Consider the following 13,117-nt stretch of genomic DNA (forward strand, 5'->3'; position numbering starts at 1 on the left):
TGGAGTTGTCAAGGAACGGCTTCACAGGCGTTGACACGTACGTGTCAAGCGGCCAGGGGTTGGGCCGCGCGAGCGGCGGCGAGTTCGTCGGCCAGGGCGTCGATGCCGGCCAGGTGTTGTGCGCGGGCCATGGCGGCGGCGGTGTTGGCCAGTAGGGCGTCTCCGGTGGTGATCCAGCCGGTGGCTTGATAGCCGAGTTCGTAGATGACCCGCTCGGTCTGCTCGTCGTCCCAGGTGTGCGGGTGGCCCTCGGTGCGTCGCCAGATGGTGCGCTGCAACCGGAGGAAGCCGAGGGTGACGGAGAAAGCGCGGCTCTTGGTGGCGATGTGCCCGCCGTAGCCGAACTGGTGCGCCCAGCGGCGAAGCCTCGCGTAGTCGGGGTGCTCGCCGATGTCCCAGCAGGCCCGGATGAGCCGCCCGAGGTGGGTTGCCGGGTCGCCGTGGATTTCGACGGAGAGGTCGTCCACGCGGCGCAGGCTCAGGCCGGTTACCTCGGTGCTTTTGGTGACGTACTTGGCGATGTAGCCGGTGATCTGGGCGAGGTTGACCTCGTGGCCGGGGGCGTTGACGTGCTTGAGGTCCAGGCCCTTGTCACCCCAGGCGATGTGCCATCCCTGCCCGCCGTTGGCCGGGTGCGACACGGAGGTGTAGGCCGTCTTGACGAACGCTGTCCGGACCGCCTCTTCGAACATGTCCCGCGTGACGACACGTGAAGGCGGGACGATGGCTTCGGGGCAGTCGGGGTTGTAGCCGTCGAGGCGGATGAGTGCGTGGTAATGGATGACGCCGCGTACGTGGAGAACTCTTCGACAGCTACCTCGCGAGCTTCAACCAGGTACTCGGCGTGAAGCGGGCTGTCTGGCCCGAGCACTAAGGGATGTCTCGTAACCCTGGCGTCTGTCCGTTGAGGATGGTCGAGCAGGATGCCGGGGTGCAGGTGATCACGGCAGCTCGCTCGGAGTGGATCTTTCCGTTTACTGGGTTGCAGCCCGCCCAGTTCCGCAGCCTGGTCCGGCTGGTCGCTGAGCGTGGCGGTGACGGCGTCGCTGATGGCCGGCCGGGCCGGCAGTGGGCTCTTGACCTCGCCGATCGGGTGTTGCTGGTGGCCGCGTACTGGCGTACGAACTTGACGATGCGCCAGATCGGTCCGCTGTTCGGGGTGTCGCACTCCGCGGCGCATCGGGTCATCGACGCCCTCGCGCCGCTGTTGGCCCTGGCGCCGGTGCGTAAACGGCCGGTCGAGCAGATCGCGATCGTCGACGGGACGCTGGTCCCGACCCGCGATCACCGCCTGGCCGCGCGGAGCAAGAACTACCGGTACTCGACGAACGTGCAGGTCGCCATTGATGCCTCCACCCGCCTGGTCATCGCCGTCGGCGATCCGCAGCCAGGCAACCGCAACGACACGATCGTCTACCGCACCAGCGGTATCGCCGAGACGTTGGACGGACGGCCGGTGATGGCCGACGGCGGCTACCGGGGCAACCCCGAGGTGATCATGCCGTACCGCAAACCCTCCGACGGCAATTCCCTGCCGGACTGGAAGGAAGCCCTCAACGTCGAACATCGCACCGTCCGAGCAGGGGTAGAACACGCCCTGGCCAGGATGAAGAACTTCAAGATCCTGCGCGACTACCGCCGCGCCGGCCACACATTGGCCGATGCCGCTTCCGGCATCGCCAACCTGCACAACATCATCCTCGCCGGCTGACCACCGGCCCGGTCCTGCGCAACGCCCTCAACCAGTTACGAGACATCCTTTAGGAGTCGTCGCCCGCGTCTCTCCAACCGTCCCGGTCGGGCAACTCGGCGAGAAGCCGTTGGTACTCGTCCTGGCTGCCGATCGCAACCCGGTGTTCCGGGTGGCAGACGTAGTGCCGGATTGCTGCGGCGAGAAACCCGGCGTCGACGTTGTCGGTGCGCAGGGACTTCCGGCTCCACGGACTACCGCGTCGCTGCACCAGCTGGGGTTCCGCGATCGCCATCCGAAGCCGCGAGGGGCGGTCGACACCTGGGGGGATCTGAGCGGCCGGTAGGGCCTCCCACGGCACAGTGAGTGAGCCGAGAGCCCAACGCTGCCGTATCCCGTAAGGATGGAGCTGTACCCCGTAACCCCGCCACGCTTCGACCAGCAACAGCGCGATCAGCACAAACCAGGGGATATTGGCAAGCATGTCGAACGTGGACGCAATGCCCGCCCTGGTCGAACGCACCACTGCGCCAATGCTGGTCGATGCAGGCGCGAGGAAGCCCAGAGCAATGAACACCTTCCACGCTGGCGCGGGTGTGGCAAAGGCCGGAATCTGCGGCTGCACCACGAAGTAGGCGGGACGGATCCCCATGGTGATGAGCGCCAGGACCAGGACCGCCAAGGTAAGGAACAGCAGCGGGAGGAACAGGCGCTGCCCCAAGGTAGGCACGAACCCGACGGCCGCGACGTTTACGCCCGCCACCAGTAGACCAAGCATCAAAACGACGTGCCGGTGCTGCACCATGGCAGCCGAAACCTTGCCGATCATGCCCGTGACCATACGAGCCGGCGGTTGCAGGACTGGTTAGCCGATCGGTCGACGCTGAACAACGAAGCGTCGATCATGTCAAGCATCAGGTGGGACGCGAGTGTCAAGCATCAGCCGTGACGGGACACACACCAGGCTGGACGGTTGTCAGGTCTCAGGACCTCCGCGACAGATCAGTCTCGGGACCTGAGTGACAACCGTGGCTAGAAGTTGGCTGGCCCTAACATCTCAGAGGTGCCCGGTCGCTGGAGCCTCCCTCGTGTCGTGAACCGCCTTTATCGCGATGCCCTGGCGCCGCTTGGCTTCGAGTGCCGCGGCAACAGCTGCACGCGGGTGGACAACGGGCTCCTACGAGAGATGCGGTTCTACACACCTCGGTGGGGCGAGCCCGCCACGAAGGGGATCCAGGTGTTCCTCAGCGTTCGGATTGCGGGCCTACCGGAACCACTGGTGGAGTTCCGCCGCGACGCGCTATGGACTCACCTTGAGCCGACCCGCCAACTCAACGAGTACCCGCGCCCCGAATCTGAGGAGCCGTTGCCGGCAGAGCTGATAGATGACGTCGCCGGACCCGGCGTCGCCTTCCTGTGCCACGCCGCAGACCTTCACGCCTTCGGCCAGTGGGCGACCGAAGTCCATGCCCAACAAGGGTCGTGGGGGGTGTTCCGGCATGTGTATCCCGGGGGCACCGCGCCCTTGCAAGCAGCAGCGTTCGCAGCGGCGGTGGCGGGAGAAAAGGCTCTGGCTGACCGCACGGCAAGGGCTGTGGTTGTTGAGGAAGGGAACCCGCGCGAGGTACGCGACTTCCGGTCAGAGCTGGGAAGAGTCGTCCCGGAACAAACAAGCTCATAGCTGGTCGGCACGAAGCCTCCTCGAACTATCAGGCAGGTCTTGAAACCGATGTGTCAGCAGGTCCCGAGACCGGACAACCAGGATGGACGGTGGGTGTGAGAACTTTCTGTACGAGATCAAGGCGGCCCGCGTCGCGGGCCGCTCGCGCCGCCGAACCTGGGCCGGGCCGATGGCCCGCCGCCGCGCCTCTGGCCTTCGGCCGCCAGCGCGTCGGTGTTAGCCCGCCGGCGGCGCGACATACGACGAAGCCCCGGGCCGCCATGGTTGTTGGCAGATCCGGGACTTCGATGTTGGTCGGTACAAGTTCAGTGCCTCCGGCGGGGTCCTCGGGCACTCCTGGATGGTGGCGCCATCCCGACAACCTGCGACCGGGCAGAGCCGAGTGGGTAGGGCCTGCCCGGTCAAGGTCGTTCAGACGGTGGTGTGCTCCACCTTGACCGGGCAGGCCCTACCCACTCCACCGTGTGTGCGGACGAAGGCCGACGGGATGGCTAAGTCGCAGCGGCCAAGCGATCGGTTGGGCCCTTGGGATCCCGTGGCTATACCGAGGGCTGCGCCGGTACGACCGGCTGGCGACGTGCCTTGAACTGAGCGAACCTTGCCGAAAGGACGTAGATGTAGTCAAGCATCGCCTCTGCCAGTTCCAGCGCGTCTTTTGCGTCTTCTCGGGTTACTGGCTTCCCCGTGAAATGTGCGCCCTCGTTCCCGAGGACCCGTAGCTCATCGCTCCACTCCAGGAACCGCGCATCCAGATGCCCTAGATCGAACATCTTCTTGAGCGCCTTGGCGAGTGGTCGGTCCTTGACTTCGTGCTGCTGGCAGACGCCTTCCAAGGTGCGGCGAACCATGACAACACTTGCCGTATAAGCTTTCGCTTGGTAGCAGGAGCGCGCCTCCTCTGCTTCACGGCGTAGGTCTTCAGGAATCGCCATGCTTAGAACCCGGTCGTTTTTGGGCCACGTCCGTACCGGGTCTTCCCAACCTCTGCCGTAGTCCTCCTGCCACAGAACGGCGGGCTTGTGGCATTTGCTGCACTTGACCAAGCTGATCAGAGTCGGGGGTCCCCAGCTGTCATCGCGTACCGTGACTTCTCCGGCTGACACAGCGAGCGTTGCCGTCTCGCACTCGGGGCACTGGAGTACGTGCTCTGCATCCCACCCGTCTGCCACCTGTTTCCCCCTCTCAGGACTGTCCATCCTAGTTCTCCCCCGCTCGGCCCGCGTCCTGCGCCCAATGAGGGAACCGCAAGATCAGGCCGTATTCAGGCCGTCAGGCGCGGACCAAGGGCAGCAAACGTTCACCACCGATGACAGACAAGCGGCCAGCTCGGGCGGCGTCTTGTACGTGTTGGCCTGCTACGTCCCTGCCCTTGATCAATACCGCTGCAAGTAGTGACGACGCGGCCCGCTTCGCAGGACGCGTGGGAGAGTCCTACCTGAGCGCGTTCAACGCTTCCCGGAAGTCTTGGGCGGCGTGTTCCCGTGGATACCGGCGGTGCAACTCGGCGTCGACCTCACCAGCAACCAGCAGCAGGGACGGCAGAGATCGTCGAGCCGCGGTGAATGCGGCCAGCCCCGAGTCGACCGCGCGTTCCAGGTCGCCGGAGCGCACGGCGGTGGCGGCGAGGGTGAGGCGGGCCTCGGCTACCCGCATCGGTGACCGCTCGACGCCGTTGGGGCCGGTGCCGGTGCGGATGACTTCGGTGGCGTAGTGCTCTGCCAGGGCGTCGTCGCCGGCGAGCCGGTAGGCGTCCATGGCGTAGAACAGCCACTTGTCGGGATCGACTTCGAAGTGGTTGTCGGGCCGGTCCGGTGCCGGCAGGGCGTCGAGCAACTGGAGGCCACGGTCTAGCGCCTCGCGTACTGCGGGAGCATCGCCGATCCGAGCCAGCGCTTTAGCTTCCTGGGCGATCAGTTGCACCGTCACCCCTTGTCGTCCGGCGGCCCGTTGTCCGGCACGAGAGGCGGCCAGCACCGCGCCGTGGCGTGACTGGGTGAGGGCAAACCATGCGGCCATCTCCCACGACCAGCCGGTGATGCCGGTGTGGCCGGCTTCGTCGCCGAGTTGACGGGCGGCCGTGCGAGTGGCTTCCGCGCCGGCCCGCATCCCGAGGTCGTACTCGACGCAGCCGACCAGCAGCGCCAGCCACCCGGCGCAGACCAGTAGCTCTTGGTGCTGCCGTAGCCCGGTCGGGCGGTGCAGCAGCCGGACAACCTCGCGGATCCAGCCCTGGCCTTCGGCGCGGAGTTCCCGGGCATCTCGCCACCCGTACTGGCAGGACAGTTCTGTGACGGTCGCCTGCAAGGTCTCAATGGTGGCGGGAGCGGCGTCGTTGGCGTGCATTCTGTGCAGCAGCTCAGCGGTTTCCCAAGGTCGGGCATCCACGGCGGCGGACACGTCCAGGGCGGCACACGTGATCAGCTCGCCGCGGGTGTCGAGGACTTCGTCGACCCGACGGGCCACGTCTTCACCGGGCCGACGGTGGCCATTCTCGATCCGGGACAGGTGACCCTTGTCGGCGGGAAGCAGCTCGGCGAGGCCGGCCAGGCTGAGTCCTCGGGCTTCCCGTGCTGCCCGCATCTGGGCACCGAACGCTGGCATCTCTCGGCCTCCCGCCGGGGGTTGCCGGGTTGCTGATGCTCCCCGGCAACCCGCAACCCATCGACTGCACTGAGCGTACCGCCGCAGGGTAGATCGCACGGATACGAGCAGTAACGAAGATTCCGCGTGGAGGTTGTCGTGATGATCCGACCGTTCCGCTGGCGCCGCCGGCCAGTGCAACTCGACCAGGGCGAGTCCCGTGGCACCCAGCCCGAACCCGAGTGGGCCGACCCGCCCACGCTGCCGCGGGGCCGATCCCTCGCACCTGCGGGGACATGCGGTGAGCCAGAGTCAGGCCATCTACGCCCGCTACGTCGGAACAGCCCAGTGATGGGCGAGCAACCCACGACGGTCCGGGCGGCCCGCGCCGACCTGGCGCAGCGGTCGGCCAGAGCGCTCGGCGAGCGCCTGGCGGGTGAGCACCTGCCCGGCCGGCCGACGTGGGACTGCGGGACCTGCGAGACCCCGTGGCCCTGCGATCCGGCGCGCGTTCGTCTCGCCGAGACGTACGGCGAGAACCGGGTCAGCCTGTCCATGTACCTGGCGTCGCTGCTGGACGCCGCCCTCGTCGAGATGCCGGACACACCGGCCGCGGAGCTGCACGAGAGGTTCGTGTCCTGGACCCGGTGACCGCCCCCCACGGCCAGGAGCAGAGGGCCGCCCATTGCCGCGGCTAGACTGACCCGGCCCGTGAGCTGCCCAGATCCCGCCATCAGATCGGAGAGCACCGTGCAGGTATCCCAGGCCCTGGACGTGGTGGAGGCCCTACTGCGGGCATCCGAACACCCGGACATCACCGCGATCGAGCGGTACGGCCGGGATGCCCAGGTGGGGGGCCAGTCCCCTCCCGGAATCTCGGTGCTGCACCGGTCATCGGACACGCGTGCGTTGCTCACGGCCCTCCCCGCACCGCGTGACGTCACGCCGGTGCAACTGCCCACGGAGCCGCTGTCGATGCAGCATCGGGCAGCTCGAATGCTCGTGTTCGCGCACCAACTGCTGGACGCCACTCGCCCCGAGGTTTTCGCCTCGTGGGAACTCTGCTCTGAGCCTGGCACGAAGGGGCCGGTCGCTGCGGCGATCCGGATCGCCGCCCGTGACGGCTCGGTGATCTACCTGCGTGGCCTTGCGGCGTCGGGCTCCATGCGCGAACCCGAGACCGACCGTCACCCGGACTACCAGATCCCCCAGGGAGTCCAGTCATGGCACCTCAGTCCCAGTGCGGCACGTGCGGAGCCCGTGTCGGCGTAGCCCCCGGCAAGCCCGCCCCCGCCCACCAGGCGATAGGCAGCCGGGGCACGTGCCCCGGCACCGGTCGACCCACGATGTGACAGCAAGCGGCCCCGCTCTCTGAGAGCGGGGCCGCTACGCGTCTCGATGCTGGGGGCCGTCAGCGGCCAGCCCCACGCCGCGAGTTCGCCAGGGATGGCGCGGGAGAAGCGGGGCTCAACCTGGTCGGCGGTCGACACACCCAGCTCGGCGGCCTCCGCCAACCGGCCCTGCCGCATCGGCGGCCAGCACAGCCCTTGAATGCCGGTGGTCGCGACCTACCTGGTCCCCGGACCGGCGTGCGGCTTGAACCGCTGAACGACCATGTCGTAGCTCACCGCGGGACGTGCGCCTCGGGCGACACCGAATCTAGGTAGACTGCTTCGAAGTAAGATTCAATCTAGCTTCGGGAGCGCCGATGTTCGTCGGGCGTCGTGCGGAACTCGACCTGCTCGGCCGGCAGCTTGATCACGTGAAGCGCACCGGCGAGGGTCGCTCTGTCGCTATCCGTGGACGACGGCAGGTGGGCAAGTCGCGGCTGGTGCAGGAGCTGTGCGACGGGGTCGACCTGCCGTACTGCTTCTACACCGCGGTCAAGGGCGCGTCGAGCATCGAAGCGGTCGGCTACTTTCTTGGCGCCCTGCGCGACTCGTCGCTGCTCACCTCTGCCGGCCGTGATCTTCTGCCGTCCCAGCCGCCGGCCGGTGGCTGGGGAGACATGCTGCGGGTCCTGGCGGGTGTCCTGCCCGACACGCCGAGTGTGGTCGTCCTCGACGAACTGCCCTGGATCTCCGAGCAGGACGCGACGTTCGACGGGCACCTCCAGGTCGCCTGGGACCGGCTCATCTCCAGCAAACCAGTGCTCCTACTGCTACTCGGCAGTGATCTGCACATGATGCAGCGGTTCACCGAGTACGACAGGCCGTTCTACGGCAGGGCCACGAACATGGTCCTCGGCCCGTTCAATCCTGCCGAAACCGCCACCGTGACCGGGTTAAGTGGCGCGGACGCGATCGATGCGCACCTGATCAGCGGTGGGCTGCCCGGTATCGCCCTGGAGTGGTTGCCGGGAACGCCACCCGCCGATTTCCTGAGTCACGAGATCTCCAACAAGACGTCAGCGTTGTTCACCGTCCCTGAACAATCCCTGGCGTCGGAGTTTCCCGCCCCGGACACTGCCCGGCGCATCTTGGAAGCGGTCGGCGGGACAGGTAGCCGCACGTTCAGCAACATCGCCGCCGCCGCCGGTGACCGCGGTGGCCCGGTCAGTTCCGGCACTCTGTCCCCGTTGCTGCACCGGCTCGTCGAGGAGAAACAGATCCTCGCTGTCGACAAGCCGCTGTCCACCAAGCCCAGCAAACTGGCCCAGTACCGGATCGCCGACAGCAACCTGCGCCTGTACCTGGCCATTCTGCGCGACGTGCATCAACTGGTTCTGCGTGATCGGACCTCGGCCGCCCGCGCCATCCTCTACAGCCGGTGGTCCACCTGGCGGGGAAACGCCGTCGAGCCGATCATCCGCGACGCGCTCGCCATCTCCGCCGGTGCTGGGGGGTTGCCGTGGACCGACACGTGGGAGGTCGGCGGCTGGTGGAACCGGCAGTCCAACCCGGAGATCGACCTTGTCGGAGCCGACCGCGCCCCGATCGCCTCCCACATCGCGTTCGCCGGCTCCATCAAGTGGCAGGACGGCCCATTCGACAGGCACCACCTCGACGAGCTGCGGCGCGACGCCACGCTGATTCCGGGTTTTCAGCCCGGGACCAGTGGCTTGGTCGTCGTCAGCCGTTCTGGAGTCGACCTTCCGGCTGGAGCCGTGGACCTTGTCTGGGGACCTGACGACATCGTGCGGGCGTGGTCGGTCTGATGCCGCCCCAAGCGAACGGGATCGGCCGCCGCGACGTCACTGCGGTGCCCGGGTGGCCGGAACCTCGGGTGGGCACTCCTGGTGGTGTCGGGTGTGGTGGCGGCGACCTAGGTGAGGAGTTGGATGCGAGGCGCGTCGTGGCTGTGCGCGATGGGCGCTGCGCAGTGCTCGCAGGTGTGGGTCTCTGGGCGGACCAGGTTGGTCTGCGTGGAGAAGGTGCCCGACTGGACCGGGTCCGGGCAGGAATAGTCCAGGTGCAGCCGGACCCAGGGGTCGCCGGTCAGCGCGAGCGAGGGTCGGTCCCGTTTGGCGTCGTGGAATGGTGCCCACCAATAATCCACCACTGCACGCAGGACCGTCCGTTCCCGTTCGGAGGTGTGGTCGAACGCGGAGATCCGTGCGGCCGCCGGGTGCCGGCCGGTTTTGCTGTCACCGGAGCAGGTGCCGTGTTCTGCGCCGTGCTTCAAGCCGGTGGTGCGGCCGGTCCTCTGGCAGATGAAGCAGTCCAGGCTGAGTTCCACGTCGCTCTTCCAGTGCAGGTTGTGGAAGGGGGCGCCAGCGAGGGTCAGGACCGCTGTTACTTCGACAGAGCGCAGCATGGGCTTGATCGTGGCAGGCGTGACGCGTGGCAGCGGACGGTGAGCCTCCGTTGACGAGATGGCCGCACGGATCCCGCCGGCCTGGGGGCAAAGCCGTTCGGTGATCCTCCTGACGACGGTATCGGTAAGTCGTAGCTTACGTTCGTGGCCACTTACGGAGCGCACTCGGGCTGGGAGGCGCTGGGTGATCCCAGCCGGCTCGCGATCGTTCAGCGGCTGGCTGAGCGTCCGCGCGCCGTCGGGGAGCTGGCAGACGAGCTGCCGATCAGTCGCCCGGCCGTGTCGCAGCACCTCAAGGTGCTCAAGGGTGCGGGCCTGGTCGTCGACCAGTCGGTGGGGACCCGCCGGGTCTACCGGTGCAGTCCGGTCGGGCTGGCGGCCCTACGGGACCAGCTCGACACCTTGCGTGTTCACCGAGCGGTTCGGCGACTTCAAGCCGCGCGAGCACAACCTGCTCCAAGCCCCGATCGCCGAGACCGTGTTCGAGCCCAGGGTTGGCGGGCACATCTACGACCGGGGTGCCGACGGCAGCGAATGCGGTGGGCGCGCATCCTCGCGTACGAGCCACCGACCCGTCTCCTCTTCGGTTGGGACATCGGACCGACCTGGCAGGTCGAGACCGATCAGGACCTCACCATCGAGGTCGAAGTCGTCTTCGCCGCCGAAACTCCAGACCAGACCCGGATCGAGCTGGAACACCGGCACCTCGACCGGCACGGCCCCGGCTGGGAGTCGGTCCGAGACGGGGTGGACAGCGATACCGGATGGCCCCTCTACCTCAACCGCTACCACTCCCTCTTGGGTGGCGAAAGCAAACGGTGCGACCCAGCCGCCGCAGGAGTGCGGCATGACTCACCCTTCGCGTGATCGTGCTCGATCCTGGTTGTAGTCCCCTCGCTCGTGGTCGAGGGCCCTCTTTCCTGGATCGAGCACGATCTTGCGTGGCCCGGCCGGCCGAGCGCAGCCGGGGCCGCCGGCCGTTCCGTCAGAAGGGGTACGTGCGGGCGACCGCCAGCATCTCGGAGCTGTGCGACCCGACGACGCCGACGCCCGGCGGCCGGGGGCGGAAACCGGGCAACCCGTCCAGCCCGTCACTGGCGTCCATCGCCCGCAGCGACACCTGAGGGGCCCGCGGCACCACTGTCAGCGTCACCTCGATCCCCTCGGGTGGCGGGGCGTGGAAGACCACCCCGAACCCCCACCGGTCCAGCCCCGCCTCGTCTACCGTCGGTTGCCGCTCCACAGGAACGGCCCGACCGGCGACCTCCGCCCGCGTCACCTCGGCGGTCTTCGCGTCCACGTGCAGCGAGACGAGGCGCACCTGTCGCTGCGGCACGACCCTGACCCGCAGCGTGCGCTCACCGCCGGCGGTGCTGTCCGACAGCAGTTGCACTGTCGGCGCCGGCAGGTTGGCGTTCGGAGCCGTGCCGACCCGCAGTGACTCCTTCCCCAGGGCGGGGAACCACCAGCGCAGCGACGCCCGCTCGACCGGGCTGATGTGCTCGGCCGTCCACGGTTGCAGTTGCTCCTCGTGGGTGACCCACTGCGCGTCGCCCGTGTCGGCGTCCAGGGCGTACATCAGGTGGGTCGGCGCGGGATGCGCGGCGTCGAACCGGTCGACGCCCAGCCCGACCCCGGCGAGCACCACCGTCGCCACGGCGGCGGCCGTGGCCGGCAGCACACCGAGCCGGCGGGCCCGCAACGCCCGCGGGCCGCGCTGACCGCCGGCCTGCGGGTGCAGCAGGTCGACCACCGGCAGGGCGGCCAGGCCGAGCAGCACCGCGACCAGCGCGGCCACCCCGCCCATGCCCATCCCCAGCGCGGGGAAGAGCAGCACCACGGTGGGCAGCAGGATGACCACACCGACGGCCGCGGCGGCGGTCACCGCCACCACCGGCCACGGCCCGGTCTGCCGGGTCCGCAGCGCGACCAGTCCACCGAGGGCGCCGGCCAGCGCCGGCAGGGTGGTGAGGTACGCCCCGCCGGGCACCGCCACGGCGAGCAGCACCCCGAGCAGGGCCAGCCAGGCCAGCCCGCCCACGGCAAGCGCGGCCGGGCCGATCCGGCGGCGCAGCAGCGCGTACCAGGCGAACACGACGGTGGCGGCGAGCGCCACGACGGCCAACCGGTACCAGACCGGGCGGTACGGGTCGAGCAGTTCCGCGTAACCCGGTCGGATCCTGGTGATCGCCAGCCAGAGCAGTTGTGCGGCGACCGGCGCGACCACGATCGGCACCAGGGCCAGTCCGAAGCCGGCGGCCAGCCGGCCGGTGCTGGCTCGGCCCCGCCGACGGACCAGCCAGCCCAGCGCGGCCACGGCGGCCACCGCGAGCAGGGCCAGCGGCAGGGTGAACGTGCCCGGGTAGTGGACCAGCCCGCCGGGGACCGGGAAGTAGGTCGCGTCGTGCCCGGAGCGCAGCTCGGTCAGGTCGGTGCGGCCGAACTCCCGGGCCAGGCCCAGCGCGTTGTCCCCGTGCTGCTGGAGGCTGCCCCGGTCCATGGCCGCCGGCGTGTCCAGCGGGGTGTGGTAGATCGCGCCGCCGTCGATGTACGCCGAGTTCAGCCCGACGAACTTCTGGTCCAGGAACGCGGTGAAGTCGGTGTCGTTGGGCAGCGCCCGGTAGATCTCCACCGCGAACGAGGTGCCGACCGGGTGCGGGGCGGCCCGGCCGAAGACGTCCACCAGTTTCGCGTTGTTCCGGGACGTCTCGAACATGATCACCGGACCGGTGGAGCCCCGCGCCTCCAGGTTGAGCACCACTCCGCCGTCGGCGGCCAGCGTGTGGCCGGCGGCGAACGCGGACGCGCCGCAGAGGCACGCCTCCTCCGCGTCGGTGAACACGAACACGATGTCGTTGCGGGGCCGCGGACCGGTGCTCAGCGCGCGGGCCACCTCCAGGATGGTCGAGGTGCCGGCCGCGTCGTCGTTGCCGCCCGGCCCGGTCTGCACCGAGTCGTAGTGGGCGACCAGGAAGACCCGGCCGGTCGAGGCGGTGCCGGGCAGCCGGGCCACCACGTTGCGGACGCGGGCCAGGGTCGCCCCGCCCGCCGCGCCGCTGAGCTGCCCGGCCTCCGGGGCCACGGTGTCCTGCACCTCGGTCTCCAGGCCCAACCCGCGCAACTGCTGCTCAAGGTGCGCTCGGACCTGGTCGTTGGCCGGGCTGCCGGCGACGTGCGACCGGGCGGCGATCACCTGGACGTCCTCGTACGCCCGGCCGGCGCTGAACTCGCCCACCGGCGCGTCCGCCGGCTTCGGCGTCGGCGTGCGCAGGTCGAGCAGGCTGCCGGCGCCCACGGCGGCCAGCGCCACGAGCGCCGCGGCGGCGGCCACGAGCCGCCGGTGCGGCCTGGTCAACGCACGATCCGCAGGGGGTACGCCCGGATTCGGACGGGCTGGTGTGCCCGTCGTG

Annotated in this window: 12 protein-coding genes and 2 pseudogenes; 6 read left to right on the forward strand and 8 right to left on the reverse strand. The window is 68.8% G+C overall.

Annotated features, from left to right (window positions below; genetic code table 11):
• Positions 1–44 precede the first annotated feature (44 nt).
• Positions 45–782, reverse strand: a complete 738-nt coding sequence (locus tag ACFYPM_RS07215) for a replication initiator (protein ID WP_387193379.1) — start codon at positions 780–782, stop codon at positions 45–47.
• 149 nt (positions 783–931) lie between these two features.
• Here ACFYPM_RS07215 and ACFYPM_RS07220 point away from each other — a divergent pair, with 149 nt between their 5' ends.
• On the forward strand, positions 932–1,711 hold the full coding sequence (locus ACFYPM_RS07220; RefSeq protein ID WP_387193382.1) for a transposase family protein: 780 nt from the start codon (positions 932–934) through the stop codon (positions 1,709–1,711).
• Between the two features lie 49 nt (positions 1,712–1,760).
• On the opposite strand, the gene ACFYPM_RS07225 is transcribed toward ACFYPM_RS07220, so the two are convergent.
• From ACFYPM_RS07225 to ACFYPM_RS07240, 4 genes are all read right to left on the reverse strand, one after another.
• A complete protein-coding gene (locus tag ACFYPM_RS07225; RefSeq protein ID WP_387192132.1) occupies positions 1,761–2,519 on the reverse strand; it encodes a hypothetical protein in 759 nt (252 codons plus the stop codon).
• A gap of 471 nt (positions 2,520–2,990) precedes the next feature.
• A complete protein-coding gene (locus ACFYPM_RS07230; RefSeq protein WP_387192134.1) occupies positions 2,991–3,158 on the reverse strand; it encodes a hypothetical protein in 168 nt (55 codons plus the stop codon).
• A gap of 752 nt (positions 3,159–3,910) precedes the next feature.
• Positions 3,911–4,567 carry a DUF4145 domain-containing protein gene (locus ACFYPM_RS07235; protein WP_387192136.1) on the reverse strand — a complete coding sequence of 219 codons (657 nt, stop codon included), beginning with the start codon at positions 4,565–4,567 and terminating at the stop codon, positions 3,911–3,913.
• A 235-nt stretch (positions 4,568–4,802) separates the two neighbouring features.
• A complete protein-coding gene (locus ACFYPM_RS07240) occupies positions 4,803–5,972 on the reverse strand; it encodes a multiprotein-bridging factor 1 family protein (protein WP_387192138.1) in 1,170 nt (389 codons plus the stop codon).
• 330 nt (positions 5,973–6,302) lie between these two features.
• Here ACFYPM_RS07240 and ACFYPM_RS07245 point away from each other — a divergent pair, with 330 nt between their 5' ends.
• Positions 6,303–6,602 (forward strand): hypothetical protein, encoded by a 300-nt coding sequence (locus ACFYPM_RS07245; protein WP_387192140.1) that lies wholly within the window; start codon positions 6,303–6,305, stop codon positions 6,600–6,602.
• Between the two features lie 99 nt (positions 6,603–6,701).
• Positions 6,702–7,223 (forward strand): hypothetical protein, encoded by a 522-nt coding sequence (locus ACFYPM_RS07250; RefSeq protein WP_387192142.1) that lies wholly within the window; start codon positions 6,702–6,704, stop codon positions 7,221–7,223.
• A 140-nt stretch (positions 7,224–7,363) separates the two neighbouring features.
• Here the strand turns inward: ACFYPM_RS07250 and ACFYPM_RS07255 are convergent.
• Positions 7,364–7,556, reverse strand: a pseudogene (locus ACFYPM_RS07255) (hypothetical protein); the annotation flags it as partial.
• 103 nt (positions 7,557–7,659) lie between these two features.
• On the opposite strand from ACFYPM_RS07255, the gene ACFYPM_RS07260 reads away from it, so the two are divergent.
• Positions 7,660–9,108 (forward strand): ATP-binding protein, encoded by a 1,449-nt coding sequence (locus tag ACFYPM_RS07260; protein WP_387192144.1) that lies wholly within the window; start codon positions 7,660–7,662, stop codon positions 9,106–9,108.
• Positions 9,109–9,215: 107 nt separating this feature from the next.
• Here the strand turns inward: ACFYPM_RS07260 and ACFYPM_RS07265 are convergent, their stop codons facing one another.
• Entirely contained in the window at positions 9,216–9,707 is a 492-nt protein-coding gene (locus ACFYPM_RS07265; protein ID WP_387192146.1) for a hypothetical protein, read from the reverse strand.
• A 144-nt stretch (positions 9,708–9,851) separates the two neighbouring features.
• On the opposite strand from ACFYPM_RS07265, the pseudogene ACFYPM_RS07270 reads away from it, so the two are divergent.
• Both ACFYPM_RS07270 and ACFYPM_RS07275 read left to right on the forward strand, forming a co-directional pair.
• Positions 9,852–10,076 (forward strand): annotated as a pseudogene (locus ACFYPM_RS07270) (ArsR/SmtB family transcription factor); the annotation flags it as partial.
• Between the two features lie 165 nt (positions 10,077–10,241).
• Complete coding sequence (locus ACFYPM_RS07275; RefSeq protein ID WP_387193460.1) at positions 10,242–10,574, forward strand: hypothetical protein; 333 nt, start codon at positions 10,242–10,244, stop codon at positions 10,572–10,574.
• A 118-nt stretch (positions 10,575–10,692) separates the two neighbouring features.
• On the opposite strand, the gene ACFYPM_RS07280 is transcribed toward ACFYPM_RS07275, so the two are convergent.
• On the reverse strand, positions 10,693–13,062 hold the full coding sequence (locus tag ACFYPM_RS07280; protein ID WP_387192148.1) for a M28 family peptidase: 2,370 nt from the start codon (positions 13,060–13,062) through the stop codon (positions 10,693–10,695).
• Positions 13,063–13,117 lie beyond the last annotated feature (55 nt).

Origin of the sequence: Micromonospora sp. NPDC005203, assembly GCF_042872705.1 — a bacterium.
Classification (GTDB): domain Bacteria; phylum Actinomycetota; class Actinomycetes; order Mycobacteriales; family Micromonosporaceae; genus Micromonospora.

Bases quoted from the DNA above. Each gene is read 5' to 3' on its own strand.
- ACFYPM_RS07265 (WP_387192146.1), bottom strand. From the start codon at position 9,707: ATGCTGCGCTCTGTCGAAGTAACAGCGGTCCTGACCCTCGCTGGCGCC.
- ACFYPM_RS07235 (WP_387192136.1), bottom strand. From the start codon at position 4,567: ATGGACAGTCCTGAGAGGGGGAAACAGGTGGCAGACGGGTGGGATGCA.
- ACFYPM_RS07240 (WP_387192138.1), bottom strand. From the start codon at position 5,972: ATGCCAGCGTTCGGTGCCCAGATGCGGGCAGCACGGGAAGCCCGAGGA.
- ACFYPM_RS07275 (WP_387193460.1), top strand. From the start codon at position 10,242: ATGCGGTGGGCGCGCATCCTCGCGTACGAGCCACCGACCCGTCTCCTC.
- ACFYPM_RS07230 (WP_387192134.1), bottom strand. From the start codon at position 3,158: ATGGACTTCGGTCGCCCACTGGCCGAAGGCGTGAAGGTCTGCGGCGTG.
- ACFYPM_RS07260 (WP_387192144.1), top strand. From the start codon at position 7,660: ATGTTCGTCGGGCGTCGTGCGGAACTCGACCTGCTCGGCCGGCAGCTT.
- ACFYPM_RS07225 (WP_387192132.1), bottom strand. From the start codon at position 2,519: ATGATCGGCAAGGTTTCGGCTGCCATGGTGCAGCACCGGCACGTCGTT.
- ACFYPM_RS07245 (WP_387192140.1), top strand. From the start codon at position 6,303: ATGGGCGAGCAACCCACGACGGTCCGGGCGGCCCGCGCCGACCTGGCG.